A 16,772-nucleotide genomic window follows, 5' to 3' on the forward strand; every position below is an offset into this window, starting at 1 on the left:
CGCACGGGCGCACGCCCATGCGTCTAAGGCTCCGATCCGGCTGCCCGCCGCAACCTGTTACGGTTATGTCCGTCAAGGCTGGTTTCCGGGCTCAGGAGCCGTCCTTTCGGACCAGCCCGGCGCCTTCCCGGACGAACCGTCCAGTGGCCTTTGCCGAGGCTTTCGCTCCACCACCGTTGCGGGGGCAGCGCCGGGATTTGACCGGCTTCCCAATTCTCCGACTTCTCTTCGAAGACGGCACCTTGAGTAAGGATATGTAATCGCGGAAACCGCCCTGGCAGCTGCCGGATAGCGACATCCAATTCCAGAATGACGACACGGGAAAAACCGCCATCACCGGTGCCTGTCATAGATTTTTTACACTATAAACATATAGATAGCCCACGTCTTGGGCATTTGCCGCCTTTTGCGGCGCGGGCGGCGCAGACGCGGGAAAGCTTCGCCCGTTTGCGACATCCCGTCAGATAGGGAACGCTCATGATGCAGCCAGGAGGCAATCATTCATTAACCATGAGCCGCTAGCCTAGCCGGCGGACGAGAGAGGTCCTGCAGGCAGGCAGATGGCGCGCTGACGATCATGGCAAAGTTGAGATACTACGACGCGGCAGCCGAGGCGCCGCCGACAATCCCGCCGAAGACGGCGGTTCATACCGAATTCCTGCGCACGGGCCGGATCAATCGCAGGCAATGGGTGCCGAGCGAACGGCGCTACCTGAGCTATGAGGAAGTTGCGGACAGGACGGGCAAGAAGCTCAACACCGCCGGCGACACGACCCATAAGCGGATCAACGGCTTTCACACCTCGATCCAGTTCCCGAAGATGATCTTCCACCGCACGCTCGTCGGCCGGCCGCATCTCGGCTACTGTCACGTGACGGCGGCGCGCACGCCGGTCACGCCCTCCAAGGACATCACCTGGTCCTTCTACTTCGCCAACTTCTACTGCGACCTCGGCCATGAGACGCATTTTTTCGAAGGCATCCAGCCCGGCTATTCGCGCATGTATTTCGCCGTCGCCATCGAACCGGGCGCGGAAGCCGGCCAAATGGTCATCAACCGCAATTTTCGTGACAACGGTCTGCTGTTTCGCACCGACGATCCCAAGGTCGCGCTGAAAAACGTGCTGATGCTCGGTGCCAAGGACGACGCGTTGCGCCGCATCATCCGCAGCCTCTGAGCCGAACCGGTTGCTTCAAAGAAAATCGTTCTGTTTTTCCGGTGCGTCCGTTAAGGAAGCGTCGGAAAGGAAACGGCATGGCTGAGATCATCGATACGGAAAGGGAACCGGACCGCGCGATCGCGCGCGCCTGCGCCGTTCTTGCCGAAGGCGAACCGGTCGCCATACCGACCGAGACCGTCTACGGCCTTGCCGCCGACGCCACCAATCCTGATGCGATCAGCCGCATCTACGAGATGAAGGGGCGCCCGCGCTTCAATCCGCTGATCTCGCATGTCTCCGACATGGCGATGGCCGAAGCCCATGTGCACTTCGATCCGGTTTCCCGGCAGCTGGCCGACGCCTTCTGGCCCGGCCCGCTGACGCTGATCCTTCGGCAGCGCGCCGACAGCACGGTTCATGCGCTGGCGTCCGCCGGCCTCGACACGCTCGGCATCCGCATGCCGGACGGCTTCTCGCGCCGGGTGATTGCCCGCTTCGGACGCCCGCTGGCTGCGCCCAGCGCCAATACCTCGGGCAAGATCAGCCCGACCAGTGCGGCCCATGTGGAGGCCGATCTCGGTGAAAGGCTCAAGCTGATCCTCGACGCCGGCCAGGCCCAAATCGGCCTTGAGTCGACAATCATCAAGGTCGATGGCGACGAGATCCGGCTGCTTCGGCCGGGTGGCCTCGATGCCGCCGAGATCGAACGCCTGCTCGACCGTCCGGTGATCCGGCCGGAGACGGCAGGAGCGACGATCGAGGCGCCGGGCATGCTCGCCTCGCACTATGCGCCCGGCGCTGCCGTCCGGCTCGATGCCGCCGAGGTGCATGCCGGCGAAGCCTTGATCCGTTTCGGCGGCAATCGGATCGCCGGCGAGGAACGAGCGGCCGTCGTTCTCGACCTCAGCCCGACCGGCAATCTGCGCGAAGCCGCCGCCAATCTCTTCGACTACATGAAGCGGGCGGATGCCAGCGGCGCAGAGACCATCGCCTTCGGGCCGATCCCTTCGGACGGGCTGGGGGAAGCCATCATCGATCGGTTGCAGCGGGCAGCCGCACCACGAGGGTAAGATGGCGTGCGGCATTTTCCGCGCACCCGCCCTCACCGAACGGCACCCATTGCGCTTATGATCGCCGCCGACCAGGAACCGAGGATCACATCCTCAGATCGACCGATCCGATAGCGCACAGGCGCAACACGAAGTGAGGCCCATGACCACCCTTCCCTCTCCCGAACTCATCGCCTCCTTCGCCGACATCGTCGGCAGCGCCAACGTGCTGACGGCCGAACCGGACAAGGCGCGTTATCTCGTCGAATCGCGCGGACTTTACCGTGGCACGACGCCGATGGTGCTGCGTCCGGGCTCCGTCGACGAGGTCTCGCGCATCATGAAGCTTGCGAGCGCCACCCGCACGGCGATCGTGCCGCAGGGCGGCAACACCGGCCACGTCGCCGGGCAGATCCCGCGGGAGGGCAAGGCGGACATCGTTCTTTCGCTGGAACGGCTGAACCGCATTCGCGACATCGATCCGGTCGGCAATGTTATCGTCGCCGATGCCGGCTGTATTCTTGCCGACATCCAGAAAGCGGCGGACGAGCACAATCGCCTGTTCCCGCTGTCGCTCGGCTCGGAAGGTTCGGCCCGCATCGGCGGCAACCTCTCCACCAATGCCGGCGGCACCGCCGTGCTTGCCTATGGCAACATGCGCCAGCTCTGCCTCGGCCTCGAGGTGGTGCTGCCGACCGGCGAAATCTGGGACGGGCTGCGCCGGTTGAAGAAGGACAATACCGGCTACGACCTGCGCGATCTCTTCATCGGTGCCGAAGGTACGCTCGGCGTGATCACCGGCGCCGTGCTCAAGCTCTTTCCGAAGCCGCTCGGGCATCAGGTCGCCTTTGCCGGGGTCGGCAGCGTCGAGCATGCGCTCGCTTTGTTCGAAAAAGCGTCCAGCCTTTGCGGGCCGGCTTTGACCGGTTTCGAGCTGATGCCGCGGCTCGGCGTCGAATTCACCGCCAAGCATATCCCCGGCGTTCGTGACCCGATGGACACGATCCATCCCTGGTACGCGCTGATCGATATCTCAACATCCGATAGCGCCGAAAGCGCGGAACGGATGGTGCAGGATCTTCTGGAACAGGGATATGCGGCCGGCCTCGTCGAAAATGCCGTGATCGCCGCCAACGAGACACAGGCCAAGGCGCTGTGGCACATGCGCGAGAGCATGTCGCCGGCGCAGAAGCCCGAGGGCGGCTCGATCAAGCACGATGTCTCCGTGCCCGTCTCCAGCATTCCGGCCTTCATGAAGGAGGCGGATGCGGCCGTCATGAAAGCCATCCCCGGCGCGCGCATCTGCTCCTTCGGCCACATGGGCGACGGCAACATCCACTACAACATTTCGCAGCCTGTCGGTGCCGACAAGCAGGCCTTCCTCGACCGCTGGCGCGAAATCAACGCCATCGTCCACGGCATCGTGCTTGGGTATAACGGCTCGATCTCTGCCGAACACGGCATCGGCCAGCTGAAGCGTGACGAACTCGCCGAGGTCCGGGCGCCGATCGAAATCGAGCTGATGCAACGCATCAAGCACGCATTCGATCCCGCTGGTATCATGAACCCCGACAAGGTGTTGCGCGCTGATAGATGACGACGGCCCGTCTGCGCGGCGGGCTGCGAAGCAGCCGCCGCGCTCAAGCTCGGCCATCAGGCGGCTGGCGTCAGCGGCCGCCCGCGCGTAGCTGCGAGAGCGTCATCAGCGTTTCGGCACTGACGCTGCCGCCCCCGCCGCCGGTCAGGATCGCGAGACCAGGCGAAACGTCCTGGTTGTTTTCGACGTCATAGAGTGCAGTGAAGCGCTGCAGCAGCTTGTCGATCTTCCCGGGCTCCTGCAATTCCTTGAGGTTGATCGTGCGCTCGATATAGGCCGCCTGGGCTTCGATCTTGGCGTTCTGCAAGCCCTCCGGCATGCTGTAGGCGGTCTTGATCACCTCGAAGAGGGCGCGGTCGGCCAGGATGTCGTATGCCGTATTGATCTCCGGGGCCTTGCGCTTGAAGTAGAGCGCAAGACGAATGCCGCCGTTGTCCGCGCCTTCCCGTTCTTCGAGGGACTGGTTGAGGAAGAGATCGACCGTGGTGATGAGACCTCGACGGGTCTGGATCTGGCCTGCCTCGCCCCTGACGATCTTGCCGTCCTTGTCGAAGTTGAAGGACGAGACGATCTCGCGGTATTTCAGCCCGTTCGGGTCGGTGTTGATGAAACTCTTCGGATCTTCGAGATCCGACGTGAACATCTCCCTGAGATAATCGCTCTTGACCGTCTCGGGATCGATACCGGAGCCGACAAGGACCAGATCGACCAGTCGCCGGTTCTTCAGGAAGTCATCCAGCGTTTCGATCTTCGCGATCTCGGCGGTGTAGTATTTGGCTTCGTCCTGGGCCTTTTGCTTGGCGACCTTCTTCTCGTCTTCGGTCCCGAAGCGGGACTTGGCGATGATGTAGTCCCGCGCCGTGCTCATGATGTCGTTGTCGCTCTGCGCGAGTTTCGGCGCGCCGAGTGTTCCGTCCGGATTGAAATTGAACGCCTTCACGAGCTTGACGTAGCGCTCGTCACGCAGCGTGTTGGCATAGCTCCTGGGATCGTTGAGATCGCTGGTCAGGATGCGCTTCAGCTCACGCGTGCTCAGCCCCTCTTCTTCGAGCCCGAAGGCGCGCAGCGTGAACGTCAGCACGCCCTTGTCGGCAAGCAACTTGTCGACCGATTCCATCGAGTTGACCAAGAGCTTGAACCTCCTGACCACGGCTTCGTCTTCGGCATCGCCCTTGTCGTTGTAGCGCACCATGTAGCTGTCGGACGTCTTCTTCAACTGATCGGCGTCTTGGGCCGTCTTGCCCGGCTGCAGCGTGCCGTCGGGCTGGAAGTTGAAGGCCTTGTGCAGTTCCTTGAAGGCGGCATTGTACTCGCCGCCCTGTGTGTTGACGTAGCTGTTCGGGTCATTGATGTCGCTGGTGAGGATGTTTTCGATCGTCGACGGCATCGTCGTCGATGCCTTGAGACCGAAGGCCGTGACGATGTAATTGAACAGCCGGGTTTCGCTTGTCAGCTCGGCGATGGTGGTGATGCCGGCGATCTTCTGTTCGTAGTATTCCTTGTTGAGCAGCGCCCCGGCGCCCGTCAGGCGCTCGCCCCCCAATGGCGTCTCCCCAGGTTTCTTGAAGACGTAGATATTGTTGAGTTCCGTCTTCTTTGCGTCGCTGATCGCCTTCCCGCCAGCCGGCACGCTGCCGTCGGGGTTGAAGTTGAAGAAATTCTTCATGGCGATATAGGTGTCGAGATTGCGGATGCGTCCGTTCAGCGTGTTCAATTCCTGTCCGAGCGACGTCATCAGCGCCGGCGCCTGGTCGCGTGGCGGCAGCTTGGCATCGAGATCGGCGACGATGGCGTTCTGTTCGTCGATCTTCGCCTGAATCGCCGGCTTGTCGGCAGCGGGCGCCTCCGCCAGTTCGGCGGTCAGCTTGTCGATCGCACCGAGAGTCTTGATCCGCGTGTCGAGATCCGTATACAGCTTGAGCGCTTCATCCCGTCTCGTCGCTGCGGCGAACCTGGCGTTGCCCAGGTCCGCAGAACTGGTGGTCAGCCCGTCGCGAACTTCCGTGTAGTTGAATGTCTTCGGGTCCAGGTCGAAAACCGTAAACGCAAACGAGCGCAGCCTTTCGTTGCCGAGGAATTGATCGACATCGGTAACGAGGTCCATGGCCGCGCCAAAATAGGCCATCTCGCCCCGCATGACCGTGTCGAGACTGGCGATGCGCTCGTTGTAGAGACCGATCAGCGCATCCTGCTGTGCGTTGGTTTGAGCCACCGGTTTCGACGAGCTGAAGCTGAAGGCCTGCGCGAAGTTGCGGTAGCGTTCATCGGTGAGACGGTTGGCAAAGCTGTTTTCGTCCGAAAGGTCGCTTTCCAGGACCTTGCGCATGAAGGCCTTGGCATAGGTCATGTCCTCCAGGCCATGCGCTTTCATCGCGTATGAGTAGAGTCGATAGTCGTCCAGAAACTCCTCGACAGTTTTCACACTGCCGATGTTCTCTTTATAATATTCGGCTTCACGCGCGATCTGCGGCTGCTGGGCAATGCGGTTGAGGCTGCTCCTCATGTCCCGCGTGATGCGACTGTAGTCGAGATAGGTCGATACCATGCCCTGGCGCCTCGTCGGTTACCCATGGGGACAGGCCGGACCCGAGCCCCGAAACAGAATTCTGACGCGTCATGATTGCAGAGCTGGCTTGCGTGTGGCTTTTCCCGGCCGTTCGAGCGACAGCGCAGGTGCGCCTGATCGGAACGAATGCAGCCGCACTGTTGACGAAACGGAAACCCTGACCGGTCGGCTTTTGCTAACCATCGAAAAACGCAAAGTTTTCTTAACCGCGAATTTTAAGTCGTTCGGAAAGGGCGCCGCCTATTCTCCTGCACATAGAGGACGAAAAAGTCCCGACGAGAAGACCGGAAACCGGCTCTCAAGGAAAAACAAGGGCGATTGAAATGCGCAACACACTCTCTCAACCCGCATGGGTCGAAAACACGCTCCGTCTTGATCCGCAGCGCTTTCCACAGCAGGCGAGCTACGCTTTGCGCGGTCACACCGGTAATGTCACGATCAGCCTGGACGAGCGTGGCGCAGTTCTGCGCAAGGTGCTACCATCGAGCGGCCTGCCGCTTTCGATCGCACTGCCGGCGCGCGCATTCAAGGGGGTCGCGGCTCGCGCGATCGATCACGGCGACGGAGACGTTACAGTGACGCTGGAACTTCATCACGACGACCCGGACCTCTGTGTCCCGCTGCTCGTCGCACACGACCTGTCCGACATCGCGGCCGACTGGCGCGCCTGGGCAGAAGCTTACCGCATTCCGATGCTGATGGTCGAAGCGGATGGCGTGGCAAGGCCGCTCGAAGAGCACCTTGGCGACGTACGCACCGCGCCCGTCAAGCCGCGCCGCCGCCACTCCTTCTTCGCCGAGCGCCGCCCACGCTTCCTCGTGCGCCGTTCCACCGGCACGCTTGGCGTACACATGAAGATCGACGGGCGCGAGATCATCGCCCGCAGCTAATTGCAGAGCCTACCTCCAGCGCGACAGCCGGCCGTTCCCTGCGGCCGGCTGTCGCGTTTGGTGCGGTCAGATCTGTCGGGATATTTCCTGCGGGCACGCGTGCCCTGACGGCGTTGCCGCCTCCCCCGACGATTTACCGGATGTTCCCCCGGAAACAGTCGTATCGCCTTCTTCGTGCCATATGGGCTTCATAGCCAAGACCACGAAAGAAGGAGAAACCCGATGCGCAAGCACATCGCCTCAATCGTTGCCGCCGTCCTGTCCAGCTTCCGTGCGCGTCACGAGGCACGCAAGCGCAAGGCCGCCCGCGATATCAGCTGGGCCTGAGATTTTTGCAGGCCCGCAACGGGCGGGCCAACCATGGGGCAATGAAGACGATTCTCCGCCGCAACGGAGGATTTTTCATATCAGGCGCAGGAGAAGCGCCAGCACCAGCCCGGCGAAGATGATCAGGCCGACGATGCCGTTGAACTTGAACAGCGCCAGGCACTGTGCAGGATCGTGAATGTTCAGGACGAGGATCTGATAGGTCAGCATCGCCGCTGCGATCAGGAGACCGACATAGGCGACCGCACCGGCGCCGGCTGCGACGAAGGACAGAAGGACAAGCAGCGTCGCGATGCCGTAAAGGCCGATCAGCCAGGGGCGCGGGTTTTCACCGAAGCGCCGCGCCGTCGAGCGCACGCCGATCAGCTCGTCGTCCTCCTTGTCCTGGTAAGCGTAGATCGTGTCGTAACCGATCGTCCAGGCGATCGCCGCGCCGTAAAGCAGAACGGCGGCCAAGGAGAGCGTGCCGAACTCGGCCGCCCAGCCCATCAGCGCTCCCCACGAGAACGCCAGCCCCAGGAAGAACTGCGGCCAGTCGGTAAACCGCTTTGCGAATGGGTAGATCGCGACGATCGCCAGCGACAGGATGCCGAGCACGATCGAGAAGGTGTTGAACTGCAACAGCACCACAAGGCCGACGAGCGCCTGCAGCACCATGAACACCTTGGCCTGAAGGCGCGAAACACGACCCGACGGCAAGGGCCGCGAGCGGGTGCGGGCAACTTCCATGTCGATGTCGTGATCGACGATGTCGTTGTAGGTGCAGCCGGCGCCACGCATGGCGATGGCGCCGACGGTGAACAGGAAGCAATGGAACAGGAAGCGGCCGGAGGAGAATTGACCGGCGCTGGCCGCCGCGCCCGACGCCAGGGCCACGGACCACAGGCACGGCAACAGCAGCAACTGCCAGCCGATCGGACGGTCCCAACGAGCAAGCTGCGCATAGGGCCAGAGCGCACGCGGCAGCACGCGATAGACCCAGTTGTTGGATGGCGCGTCCTGAACGCGGCCGGAATCGGCAGAGATTGTGTTCATATCCCTGTTTGACGCCGCAGGCCCGACCGGTCAAGCGGCGAGATCGCCGCCGACCAAGGGAGCAAAACGCCCGATCAGGGAAGTGTGAAATCGAAGCGGTAGGTTGCCGACAGGCCGACGAGAACCTGGTTGCGGCTGCCGCGTTCGCGTACGAGGCTGGAATCGGCTGCCGGTCCGAGCAGGCGCTTGTATTCGGCATAGGCGCTCGTCTCGAGCTTTTCGGTTGCCTGCCAGGTGATCGCGGCACCGATGCCGGCCGAGCCGACGCCGCCATGCGGGGTATAGTTGCTGAGACCGGAGGCCGCCGCCTCGCGATCATTCACACCGTAATAGGCCGTATAGTAGCCGCTGGTGGCCGCCGACAGGCGCGGGCCGCCGGAAATGCGGACATTGCTGCTGACATCGGTAAAGGCGTCGGCCGCGACATCGGCGACGACGCCATGGTGACTGCGAATGCCCTGGCGAACTTCGGCGCGCACACGCAGCCAATCGGTCGGGTAGACCTCGGCAAAGCCGCCGGCTTCACCGCCGAACTTGATCGGATCAAGTCCCTTGAGATCGCTGGACGTGCCGGCATCGCGTTCGAAAATCAGCTTGCCGACGAGACCGGCGCGGAAGCTGCCCTGATCGACCAGCGCATAGGACATGTTGTCGTTGCGCGAGGAGAAGCGGACCGTGCTGCCGGCCTTGCCGAGCGAGATCAGCGGGGCCGCCTGGAACATGCGCTTGGAAGCGCCTTCGTATTTCGGACCGTAGAAGCCGGTGGCGCCGACCTTCAGGTACCAGTCGCCGGACCAGAAATGTTGGCCATCGCCGGCGGAGGCGGCATTTGCCGAGAGCAAAAGGGTTCCAGAAAGGAAAACAAGAGAACGGATACGCAAGAAACAACTCCGGAAGATACATTCGCCGGGGCGAAATTGGCCGTGCCGTCGGGCCGAAGGAGGGAGTGGGCAGGAACGGCACAGGGCGAGTTATTGGCCCTTGTTCCTACGATTCCGTTAACCAGGTCAATTCAGCTTTCGTTTCCCATGAGCGCTTATCTGCCCGCAATCACTGGCCGAGATAGGTCTTCAGATAGACGCTCGGAGGGCTGCCGAGCATGCGGCGGAACATCGTCGTAAAGGCTGCGACGTTCTCATAGCCGGCATCGAGCGCCACGTTGATGATCGGTTCGCCGTCGGCCAAAAGCGGCAGCGAGGCGAAGATGCAGGCCTGCTGGCGCCAGGTGACGAAGCTGACGCCCGTCTCGTTGCGAAACAGCCGCGTGAACGAGCGGCGACTGAGACCCAGCCTGTCGGCCCACTGGTCGATGCTGGCAGCCGCCGATGGCGCCTGCAGAAACTGGCGGCAGAGCGCCGCAAGCCTTTCGTCGCGCGGGAACGGCAGGCCGAGCGGGCGCTCCTGCAGGCGGCCGATTTCCTCCAGAAGCAGATCGGTCACCAATTGTTCGCGCCGCTCCGACATCGCCTCGTTCTCGACGCTGACGAGGGCATCGACGAGGCTGCCGGCCAAAGGATTGATTTCCATGACCATCGGCCGCTCGGCGCGCAAAAGGTCCGGGGCAAAGTAGATCGAGTGCATGCGCACGTCGCTGATCATCTCGGCCGAATGCTCCATGCCCGCCGGGATCAAAAGGGCGTGGCCGGGTGGCACCATCCACCGCCCGCGCTCGGTGCGCATCAGCACGACGCCGCCGCGCGCCCACCAGAGCTGGGTCCGGGTGTGTTTGTGAAAAGGCACGAGGAGGCCGGCATTGTAATCCCGCCCGAGGGCGAGCACCGGTGCGTTTCCGGTCTCGACCCAGTCGAGGTTCCGGAAGTGATCGTCATCGGGAAGCTGCGGAAGCGGATATCGACGGATCGCCATTTGGCCCACTCACGAAAGAAATCGACCAGATCACAAAAGCAGGCCAATCGCAACCTCAGTAGAGATGGGGCCACGCCGCACACAACCTTCGAGACGGCAAGGAATCACCCATGTCTACCGTGACTTCAACTTCCGGGATCTCCCCGGAGAAGACGGCTTTCTCCGTCATCCTCGCCGTCAGCTTCTGCCATATGCTGAACGACATCATGCAGTCGCTGCTGACCGCGCTTTATCCGCTGCTGAAGGCGAACTACTCGCTCGACTTCGTGCAGATCGGCCTCCTGACCTTCACCTTCCAGCTGACGGCGTCGATGCTGCAGCCGGCCGTCGGCATCATCACCGACCGCTGGGCCCTGCCCTATTCCCTGCCGCTCGCCATGCTCTCGACCTGCAGCGGCCTGATCCTGCTCGCCAATGCGCATGACTTCTGGGTTCTGCTGGTCGCAGCGAGCCTGATCGGCGTCGGCTCGGCGATCTTCCATCCGGAATCCTCCCGCATCGCCCGCCTTGCCTCCGGCGGCCGCCACGGCCTTGCTCAATCGCTGTTCCAGGTGGGCGGCAATGCCGGCAGCGCCATGGGTCCGCTGCTCGCCGCCTTTATCGTCATCCCGTTCGGCCAGGGCAGCCTCAGCTGGTTCTCGATCGTCGCGATCATCGGCTTCTTCGTGCTCTCCTGGGTTAGCACGTGGTATGTCCGCCATCGCCGCACGACCATGAGCCGCGCAGCACCGAGCCGGGCCCTGCCTCTGCCGAAGGGCCGGGTGATGTGGGCGGTTGCCGTGCTCGTGCTTTTGACGGCCACCAAGAACGTCTACATGGCGAGCATCTCCAGCTACTTCACCTTCTTCGTCATCGAGAAGTTCGGCGTCGAGGTGCAGCAGGCGCAGCTGATGCTGTTCCTGTTCCTGGGTGCGGCCGCGGCCGGGACCTTCCTCGGCGGCCCGATCGGCGACCGCTACGGCGCCCGCTTCGTCATCTGGTTCTCGATCCTCGGCGTCATCCCCTTCGCCTTGATTCTGCCCTATGCGAACCTCTTCTGGACCTGCGTGCTCTCCGTCATCATCGGCCTGATCTTCTCCTCGGCCTTCTCGGCGATCGTCGTCTTCGCCCAGGAACTGGTTCCGGGCCGGGTCGGGCTGATTGCCGGCGTCTTCTTCGGGTTCGCCTTCGGCTTTGGCGGCATGGGCGCTGCCGTGCTTGGTATCTTCGCCGACCGACAGGGCATCGAGTTCGTCTATACGATCTGCTCCTATCTGCCGCTGCTCGGTGTGCTCACCATCCTCCTGCCGAGGATCCCGGCGCGGTAGCCGCTCGGTCAGATAAACTCAGGAAATCCAACCGGGCGCCGCCATGCGGCGCCCGGTTTCCGTCTGCGCGGCAAACGGTATGCTGCACCCCTGCTACTCGTCGCAGCCCTACGTAATCATTCATAAATTTTTGCGCGCTACGGTCGTCTGACGGGCTTGGGCAGGGGTATACAATGCAGGGGCGAACGGCGATTCCGGCCTTACTGGCGACGTTGCTATTCGCAACGGCGGCACCGGCCGAGACCCTGAACCTGCTCATCTGGGAATCCTATATCGACCAGAAGATCCTCGACCGCTGGTCGTCGATCACGGGCGTTGCGGTGCACCAGGTCTATTACGACAGCGGCGATACCCGCGACGAGGTGCTGGCCGATCCGAACAGCCGCGTCGACCTGGTGGTAACCGGCGAAAACAGCGCGGCCCTCTTCGGTCGCAAGGGCGTTCTCGAAAAAATCGACGAGACCAACGTCGCCTCGCTCAGGGACTATGACGAAAGCTGGCGCACGCGCTGCTCCGGCCGGGGCCTGCCCTATCTCTGGGGCACGATGGGCATTCTCTACCGCTCCGACGTGTTATCCGAAGCACCGACCTCCTGGCAGGATCTGATGCGCCCCGCCCCTGCGCTTTCCAAGCATGTGGCGATGTACGACGACCACAACGAGGCCTTCGTCGCGCCGTTGATGCTGCTCGGCCAATCGATCAACACCAACGACAGCAGCACGCTGAGGGCCGCCTTCACGCTGATGAAGGAACAGGCCCCTTCAGTGCTCACCTACGAATACATCATCAGCGCGATCCAGAACCCTGCCGTCAGCAAGGACATCTACATGGCGCTCGGCTACAGCGGCGACCAGCATGTCCTCAATGCCAAGGCCGGCACCCCTGGCGTATGGCGTTATGCGGTTCCGAAGGAGGGCACGCTCTCCTGGCTCGACTGCATGTCCGTCGTTGCCAATTCGCAAAACAAGGATCGGGCGCTGGCGCTGCTCGACTATCTCGGATCGCCGGGGAGTGCCGCCGCCAATGCGCTGGCACTCAACATGCCGACGGCAAGCCGGGCGGCCCACGCACTCCTGCCGGAAGAGGTCCGCTCCGACCCGGCGATCTACCCCTCGCCCGACATTCTGGCCAAGAGCCAGTATCAACAGGAACTGTCCACAGAATCGGTGCAACTGCGCCGACGGATCATCAGCACATTGGCGAATTTCCAGTGAACCTCGGCAAACGCGCGCTCATCCTGATTTTTCCCGTGGTGCTTGCCGGCTATCTGCTGGCGGCGATCTCGGTCCACGTCACGCAGAGCCGCTCCATTCGCGCGCTCGAGCATGCCAAGCTGTCGCAGCGCCTTGAACATGCGGCCGCCGTCTTCCAGAACGAGATCGGCCGCAGCAAGGGCTTTCTCAATGCGCTCTTGAACGGCAATTCGCTGCGCCAGTACGTTTCCGAAACAGATGCGAGTTACCGCGCCAATGCGCTTGGCGTGCGGCTGCAGGAGAGCGTCAAATCGCTGCTCGACGATCCGACGGGCTATGTTTCGCTGGCACTTCTCAGTTCCGAGCTCAAGTCCGAATACTACTTCGAAAACAGCTGGGATCCGTTCGCCGAGATCGACGAGGCGCAGCTGAACCTCGCCCGCCGGCTGATCCGCGAAGACAAGCTCGCCGACTGGACTTATCTCTACGAAGCGGGCCAGAGACCGCGTATCGTCTATTCCTTCTTCCTCGACCCGATTGCCTTTACCCGGCCGTTGCCGAGCAAGAAATCGAACGCCCTGCTCGTCCAGGTCGCGATCCAGCCCGACCGCTTCCTCGACATGCAGCAGGCGCTGAAGAAAGAGTATGGCTCCGACATCGTTCTGCAGCCCTGGCCGTTGGCCGTGACCGACGACCTTTCGGCAAGCGTGCATCTCGGGCCCTCGCTCTATGCGACGCTCACCGTTTCGAGCGAGCATTTCGACGCGCTGATGGCGCGGCAGAAATTCCTGCTGGCGCTCGGCGCCGTCGCCATGAGCCTGTTCTCGATCTGGCTGATCATCATGCTGATCCGCCGCTTCATCACCGATCCGATCGCCACCCTCGACGCCAATGTGATGGCCGTGATGGTGGGCGCGCGCGACGAAATCCGCGACATGGAAGAAAAAGGCGAGATCGGGCGCCTCACCGAAAATATCCGCGAATTGCACCGCCAGTCGGTGCAATCGCTGAAGCTGGTGCAGCGCAGCTCGTGGACCGATACGCTGACGGGGATCAGCAACCGCGGCCACTTCAATGCGCTCGCTGCCGGTGTCGTGCGCGAGGCGATCGCGGCCGGCGAGAAGTGCAGCCTGCTGTTCATCGACATCGACAACTTCAAATTCGTCAACGACAAGCATGGCCACGAGATCGGCGACGAACTCCTGAAGACCTTGGCGACCCGCATCGCCGAGCGGGTCGACGCGATTACCGAGCGCCGCGGCCAGAAGCCGGCCATCCTCGCGCGCCTTTCGGGCGACGAATTCGCCGTGCTGGTGCGTTCGCGCCCGGGCGACGGGACGGTCCGGGAAATCTCGGGCGCCATCCTCTCGCTGTTCGAGGACGGCTTCGAAGTCTCCGACAAGCGCTATCCGGTGACCGCAAGCATCGGTGCCGCGATCTGCCCGGATGACGCCACCAACCTCACCGAGCTGATCGCGAATGCCGATGCGGCGATGTATCAGGCCAAGACGAGCGGCAAGAATCGCTCCGCCCGCTATTCGCGCGCGCTTCACGACAAGCGCACGCGCCTGCGCCAGATCCAGGATGAACTGCGCTCCCTCGATCCGGACGAACAGTTCCACCTTGTCTACATGCCGATGGTCGATACCGAGGGCCGGGTCACCGGCTGCGAGGCGCTGCTGCGCTGGTATTCGCCGGTGCTCGGCAACGTCACCCCGGACGAATTCGTGCCGATCGCCGAAAGCTCGGGGCTCTTCACCAAGATCGACTGGTGGGTGATCAACAAGGCGATGTCCGACTGCGGCCAGCTGAAGGCCCTGTTCGGCCCCGAAACCGTGCTCGCCATCAACATTTCCTCGGCCGAACTGCACTCCAAGGCGATTGCCGACCATTTCGCCGACTGCCTGCAACGGCATGGGCTGGAGGCGCGCTCGATCGAGATCGAGCTGACCGAAACCTTCGCCGTCAAGTTCAGCGACCAGCTTCGCCGCAACATCGACGCGCTGCGCCAGAACGGCTTCCGGCTTTCGATCGACGATTTCGGCGCCGGCTACACGTCCGTGCAGCAGATCATCGAATACACCGCCGATACCATCAAGCTCGACCGGGCGCTGGTGTCGAACCTCACCGCGTCGCATTCCCTGCCGGTTCTGAAGGCGCTGATCGCGCTCTGCCACGCCAAGGACGTCGCGGTCGTCGGCGAAGGCATCGACACGCCGGAGAAGCTCTCCATGCTGACGGCGGCCGGCTGCGACCTGTTCCAGGGCTACCTCATCAGCAAGCCGCTGCCGATCGAGGATCTGGCGATCTGGGCGCTGACACGCACCGCCCGTTATGCGCATGACGAAGCGCTGGACGAGCAACAGAGCCGCCAGGCCATCGCCTGAGAGGTGGCGATTGCGAGAATCGCCACCCGGACTCCCATTTTCCCTTGACCTTGCCGGCCTGCCGTCCTAACCGCAGCGCAACATTTTCGGGATATCGGGGGCTGCAATGAAGGTTCTTCTGATCGGATCGGGTGGGCGCGAACACGCCCTTGCATGGAAGATCGCGCAGTCGCCGAAACTGACGAAGCTCTATGCCGCGCCGGGTAACCCAGGCATTGCCGAAGAAGCGGAAATCATAGCACTCGACACGGACGACCATGCGGCCGTCGCCGACTTCTGCCTGAAGGAAGCGATCGATTTCGTCGTGGTCGGGCCTGAGGGACCGCTGGTCGCCGGTCTTGCCGACGTGCTGCGCGCTGCCGGCATCGCCGTCTTTGGCCCCTCTGCCGCCGCCGCCCAGCTCGAAGGCTCCAAGGGCTTCACCAAGGATCTCTGCGCCCGCTACGACATTCCGACCGGCGCCTATGGCCGCTTCACCGATGCCGAGAGCGCCAAGGCCTATGTGCGCGAACAAGGTGCACCGATCGTCATCAAGGCCGATGGCCTCGCCGCCGGCAAGGGTGTCACTGTCGCCATGACGCTCGACGAGGCGCTCGCCGCCGTCGACGATTGTTTCGCCGGTGCCTTTGGCGCCGCCGGCGCGGAGGTGGTGGTGGAAGCCTATCTCGACGGCGAAGAAGCGAGCTTCTTCTGCCTCTCGGACGGCAAGACGGCCCTGGCGCTGGCGTCAGCGCAGGACCACAAGCGCGTCGGTGACGGCGATACCGGGCCGAACACCGGTGGCATGGGTGCCTACTCGCCGGCCCCGGTCATGACGTCGGAGATGATCGAGCGTACGATGAAGGAAGTCATCGAGCCGACGATGCGCGGCATGGCGGAAAGCGGCCATCCCTTCTCCGGCGTGTTCTTCGCCGGGCTGATGATCACCGCCAAGGGTCCGGAACTCATCGAATACAACGTCCGTTTCGGCGACCCCGAGTGCCAGGTGCTGATGATGCGGATGAAGAGCGATCTTCTACCGCTTCTCTATGCCGCCGCGACCGGCACGCTCGCCGGCATGGCTGTGGAGTGGCGCGACGAGACGGCGCTGACCGTCGTGATGGCCTCCAAGGGCTATCCGGGCAGCTATGCGAAAAACACGCCGATCGACGCCCTTCCCGCGGCATCCGACACCACCAAGGTGTTCCATGCCGGTACAGCGATGAAGGACGGCGTGCTGGTCGCAACCGGTGGCCGCGTGCTGAACATCACGGCGATGGGGGCAAGCGCCGGCACCGCCAAGGACAGGGCCTATGCGGCGCTTTCGGCCGTCTCCTGGGAGAACGGTTTCTACCGGCACGATATCGGCTGGCGCGCGGTCGCACGCGAGAAGGCGTGACCGGAAGCCGGTCAATTC

The 16,772-nt window shown here is 62.9% G+C and carries 12 protein-coding genes and 1 riboswitch; of the genes, 8 read left to right on the forward strand and 4 right to left on the reverse strand.

What is annotated here, in order from left to right; translation table 11 throughout:
* Window positions 1-59: 59 nt before the first annotated feature.
* A riboswitch (cobalamin riboswitch) is annotated at window positions 60-260 on the reverse strand.
* A gap of 317 nt (window positions 261-577) precedes the next feature.
* The 3 genes from OKW20_RS02785 (at window position 578) to OKW20_RS02795 (ending at window position 3,805) form a co-directional block, all read left to right on the forward strand.
* Entirely contained in the window at window positions 578-1,177 is a 600-nt protein-coding gene (locus tag OKW20_RS02785) for a DUF6656 family protein (protein WP_043625931.1), read from the forward strand.
* A gap of 77 nt (window positions 1,178-1,254) precedes the next feature.
* Window positions 1,255-2,229: an L-threonylcarbamoyladenylate synthase gene (locus OKW20_RS02790; RefSeq protein ID WP_429170056.1), complete on the forward strand. Its 975-nt coding sequence runs from the start codon at window positions 1,255-1,257 to the stop codon at window positions 2,227-2,229.
* 142 nt (window positions 2,230-2,371) lie between these two features.
* Window positions 2,372-3,805: an FAD-binding oxidoreductase gene (locus tag OKW20_RS02795; protein ID WP_429170057.1), complete on the forward strand. Its 1,434-nt coding sequence runs from the start codon at window positions 2,372-2,374 to the stop codon at window positions 3,803-3,805.
* A gap of 70 nt (window positions 3,806-3,875) precedes the next feature.
* Here the strand turns inward: OKW20_RS02795 and OKW20_RS02800 are convergent, their stop codons facing one another.
* Entirely contained in the window at window positions 3,876-6,350 is a 2,475-nt protein-coding gene (locus tag OKW20_RS02800; protein ID WP_043625939.1) for a DUF1217 domain-containing protein, read from the reverse strand.
* A 344-nt stretch (window positions 6,351-6,694) separates the two neighbouring features.
* Between OKW20_RS02800 and OKW20_RS02805 the strand changes: the two genes are divergently transcribed.
* Entirely contained in the window at window positions 6,695-7,261 is a 567-nt protein-coding gene (locus OKW20_RS02805) for a DUF6101 family protein (RefSeq protein WP_034801118.1), read from the forward strand.
* 402 nt (window positions 7,262-7,663) lie between these two features.
* Here OKW20_RS02805 and ubiA read toward each other — a convergent pair whose 3' ends face one another.
* The 3 genes from ubiA to OKW20_RS02820 form a co-directional block, all read right to left on the reverse strand.
* Window positions 7,664-8,623, reverse strand: coding sequence for a 4-hydroxybenzoate octaprenyltransferase (gene ubiA, locus OKW20_RS02810; protein WP_429112666.1), 960 nt, complete (start codon window positions 8,621-8,623; stop codon window positions 7,664-7,666).
* Window positions 8,624-8,697: 74 nt separating this feature from the next.
* Window positions 8,698-9,504, reverse strand: a complete 807-nt coding sequence (locus OKW20_RS02815; RefSeq protein ID WP_429170060.1) for a MipA/OmpV family protein — start codon at window positions 9,502-9,504, stop codon at window positions 8,698-8,700.
* A gap of 169 nt (window positions 9,505-9,673) precedes the next feature.
* On the reverse strand, window positions 9,674-10,489 hold the full coding sequence (locus tag OKW20_RS02820) for an AraC family transcriptional regulator (protein WP_192447617.1): 816 nt from the start codon (window positions 10,487-10,489) through the stop codon (window positions 9,674-9,676).
* 110 nt (window positions 10,490-10,599) lie between these two features.
* Here OKW20_RS02820 and OKW20_RS02825 point away from each other — a divergent pair, with 110 nt between their 5' ends.
* The 4 genes from OKW20_RS02825 to purD all read left to right on the forward strand — a co-directional run bounded on the left by OKW20_RS02825 (window position 10,600) and on the right by purD (window position 16,754).
* Entirely contained in the window at window positions 10,600-11,796 is a 1,197-nt protein-coding gene (locus OKW20_RS02825; protein WP_043625948.1) for an MFS transporter, read from the forward strand.
* Between the two features lie 173 nt (window positions 11,797-11,969).
* Window positions 11,970-13,010 carry a polyamine ABC transporter substrate-binding protein gene (locus tag OKW20_RS02830; protein ID WP_429170064.1) on the forward strand — a complete coding sequence of 347 codons (1,041 nt, stop codon included), beginning with the start codon at window positions 11,970-11,972 and terminating at the stop codon, window positions 13,008-13,010.
* On the forward strand, window positions 13,007-15,376 hold the full coding sequence (locus OKW20_RS02835) for a putative bifunctional diguanylate cyclase/phosphodiesterase (protein WP_429170066.1): 2,370 nt from the start codon (window positions 13,007-13,009) through the stop codon (window positions 15,374-15,376). Before OKW20_RS02830 ends, OKW20_RS02835 begins: the two co-directional genes overlap by 4 nt.
* 106 nt (window positions 15,377-15,482) lie before the next feature.
* Window positions 15,483-16,754 carry a phosphoribosylamine--glycine ligase gene (gene purD, locus OKW20_RS02840; RefSeq protein WP_429170068.1) on the forward strand — a complete coding sequence of 424 codons (1,272 nt, stop codon included), beginning with the start codon at window positions 15,483-15,485 and terminating at the stop codon, window positions 16,752-16,754.
* Window positions 16,755-16,772: the final 18 nt, after the last annotated feature.

This window comes from Ensifer sp. LBL, assembly GCF_050435225.1.
GTDB lineage: Bacteria > Pseudomonadota > Alphaproteobacteria > Rhizobiales > Rhizobiaceae > Ensifer.

Bases quoted from the DNA above. Each gene is read 5' to 3' on its own strand.
- OKW20_RS02805 (WP_034801118.1), top strand. From the start codon at position 6,695: ATGCGCAACACACTCTCTCAACCCGCATGGGTCGAAAACACGCTCCGT.
- OKW20_RS02800 (WP_043625939.1), bottom strand. From the start codon at position 6,350: ATGGTATCGACCTATCTCGACTACAGTCGCATCACGCGGGACATGAGG.
- OKW20_RS02795 (WP_429170057.1), top strand. From the start codon at position 2,372: ATGACCACCCTTCCCTCTCCCGAACTCATCGCCTCCTTCGCCGACATC.
- purD (WP_429170068.1), top strand. From the start codon at position 15,483: ATGAAGGTTCTTCTGATCGGATCGGGTGGGCGCGAACACGCCCTTGCA.
- OKW20_RS02820 (WP_192447617.1), bottom strand. From the start codon at position 10,489: ATGGCGATCCGTCGATATCCGCTTCCGCAGCTTCCCGATGACGATCAC.
- OKW20_RS02830 (WP_429170064.1), top strand. From the start codon at position 11,970: ATGCAGGGGCGAACGGCGATTCCGGCCTTACTGGCGACGTTGCTATTC.
- OKW20_RS02785 (WP_043625931.1), top strand. From the start codon at position 578: ATGGCAAAGTTGAGATACTACGACGCGGCAGCCGAGGCGCCGCCGACA.
- OKW20_RS02825 (WP_043625948.1), top strand. From the start codon at position 10,600: ATGTCTACCGTGACTTCAACTTCCGGGATCTCCCCGGAGAAGACGGCT.
- OKW20_RS02790 (WP_429170056.1), top strand. From the start codon at position 1,255: ATGGCTGAGATCATCGATACGGAAAGGGAACCGGACCGCGCGATCGCG.
- ubiA (WP_429112666.1), bottom strand. From the start codon at position 8,623: ATGAACACAATCTCTGCCGATTCCGGCCGCGTTCAGGACGCGCCATCC.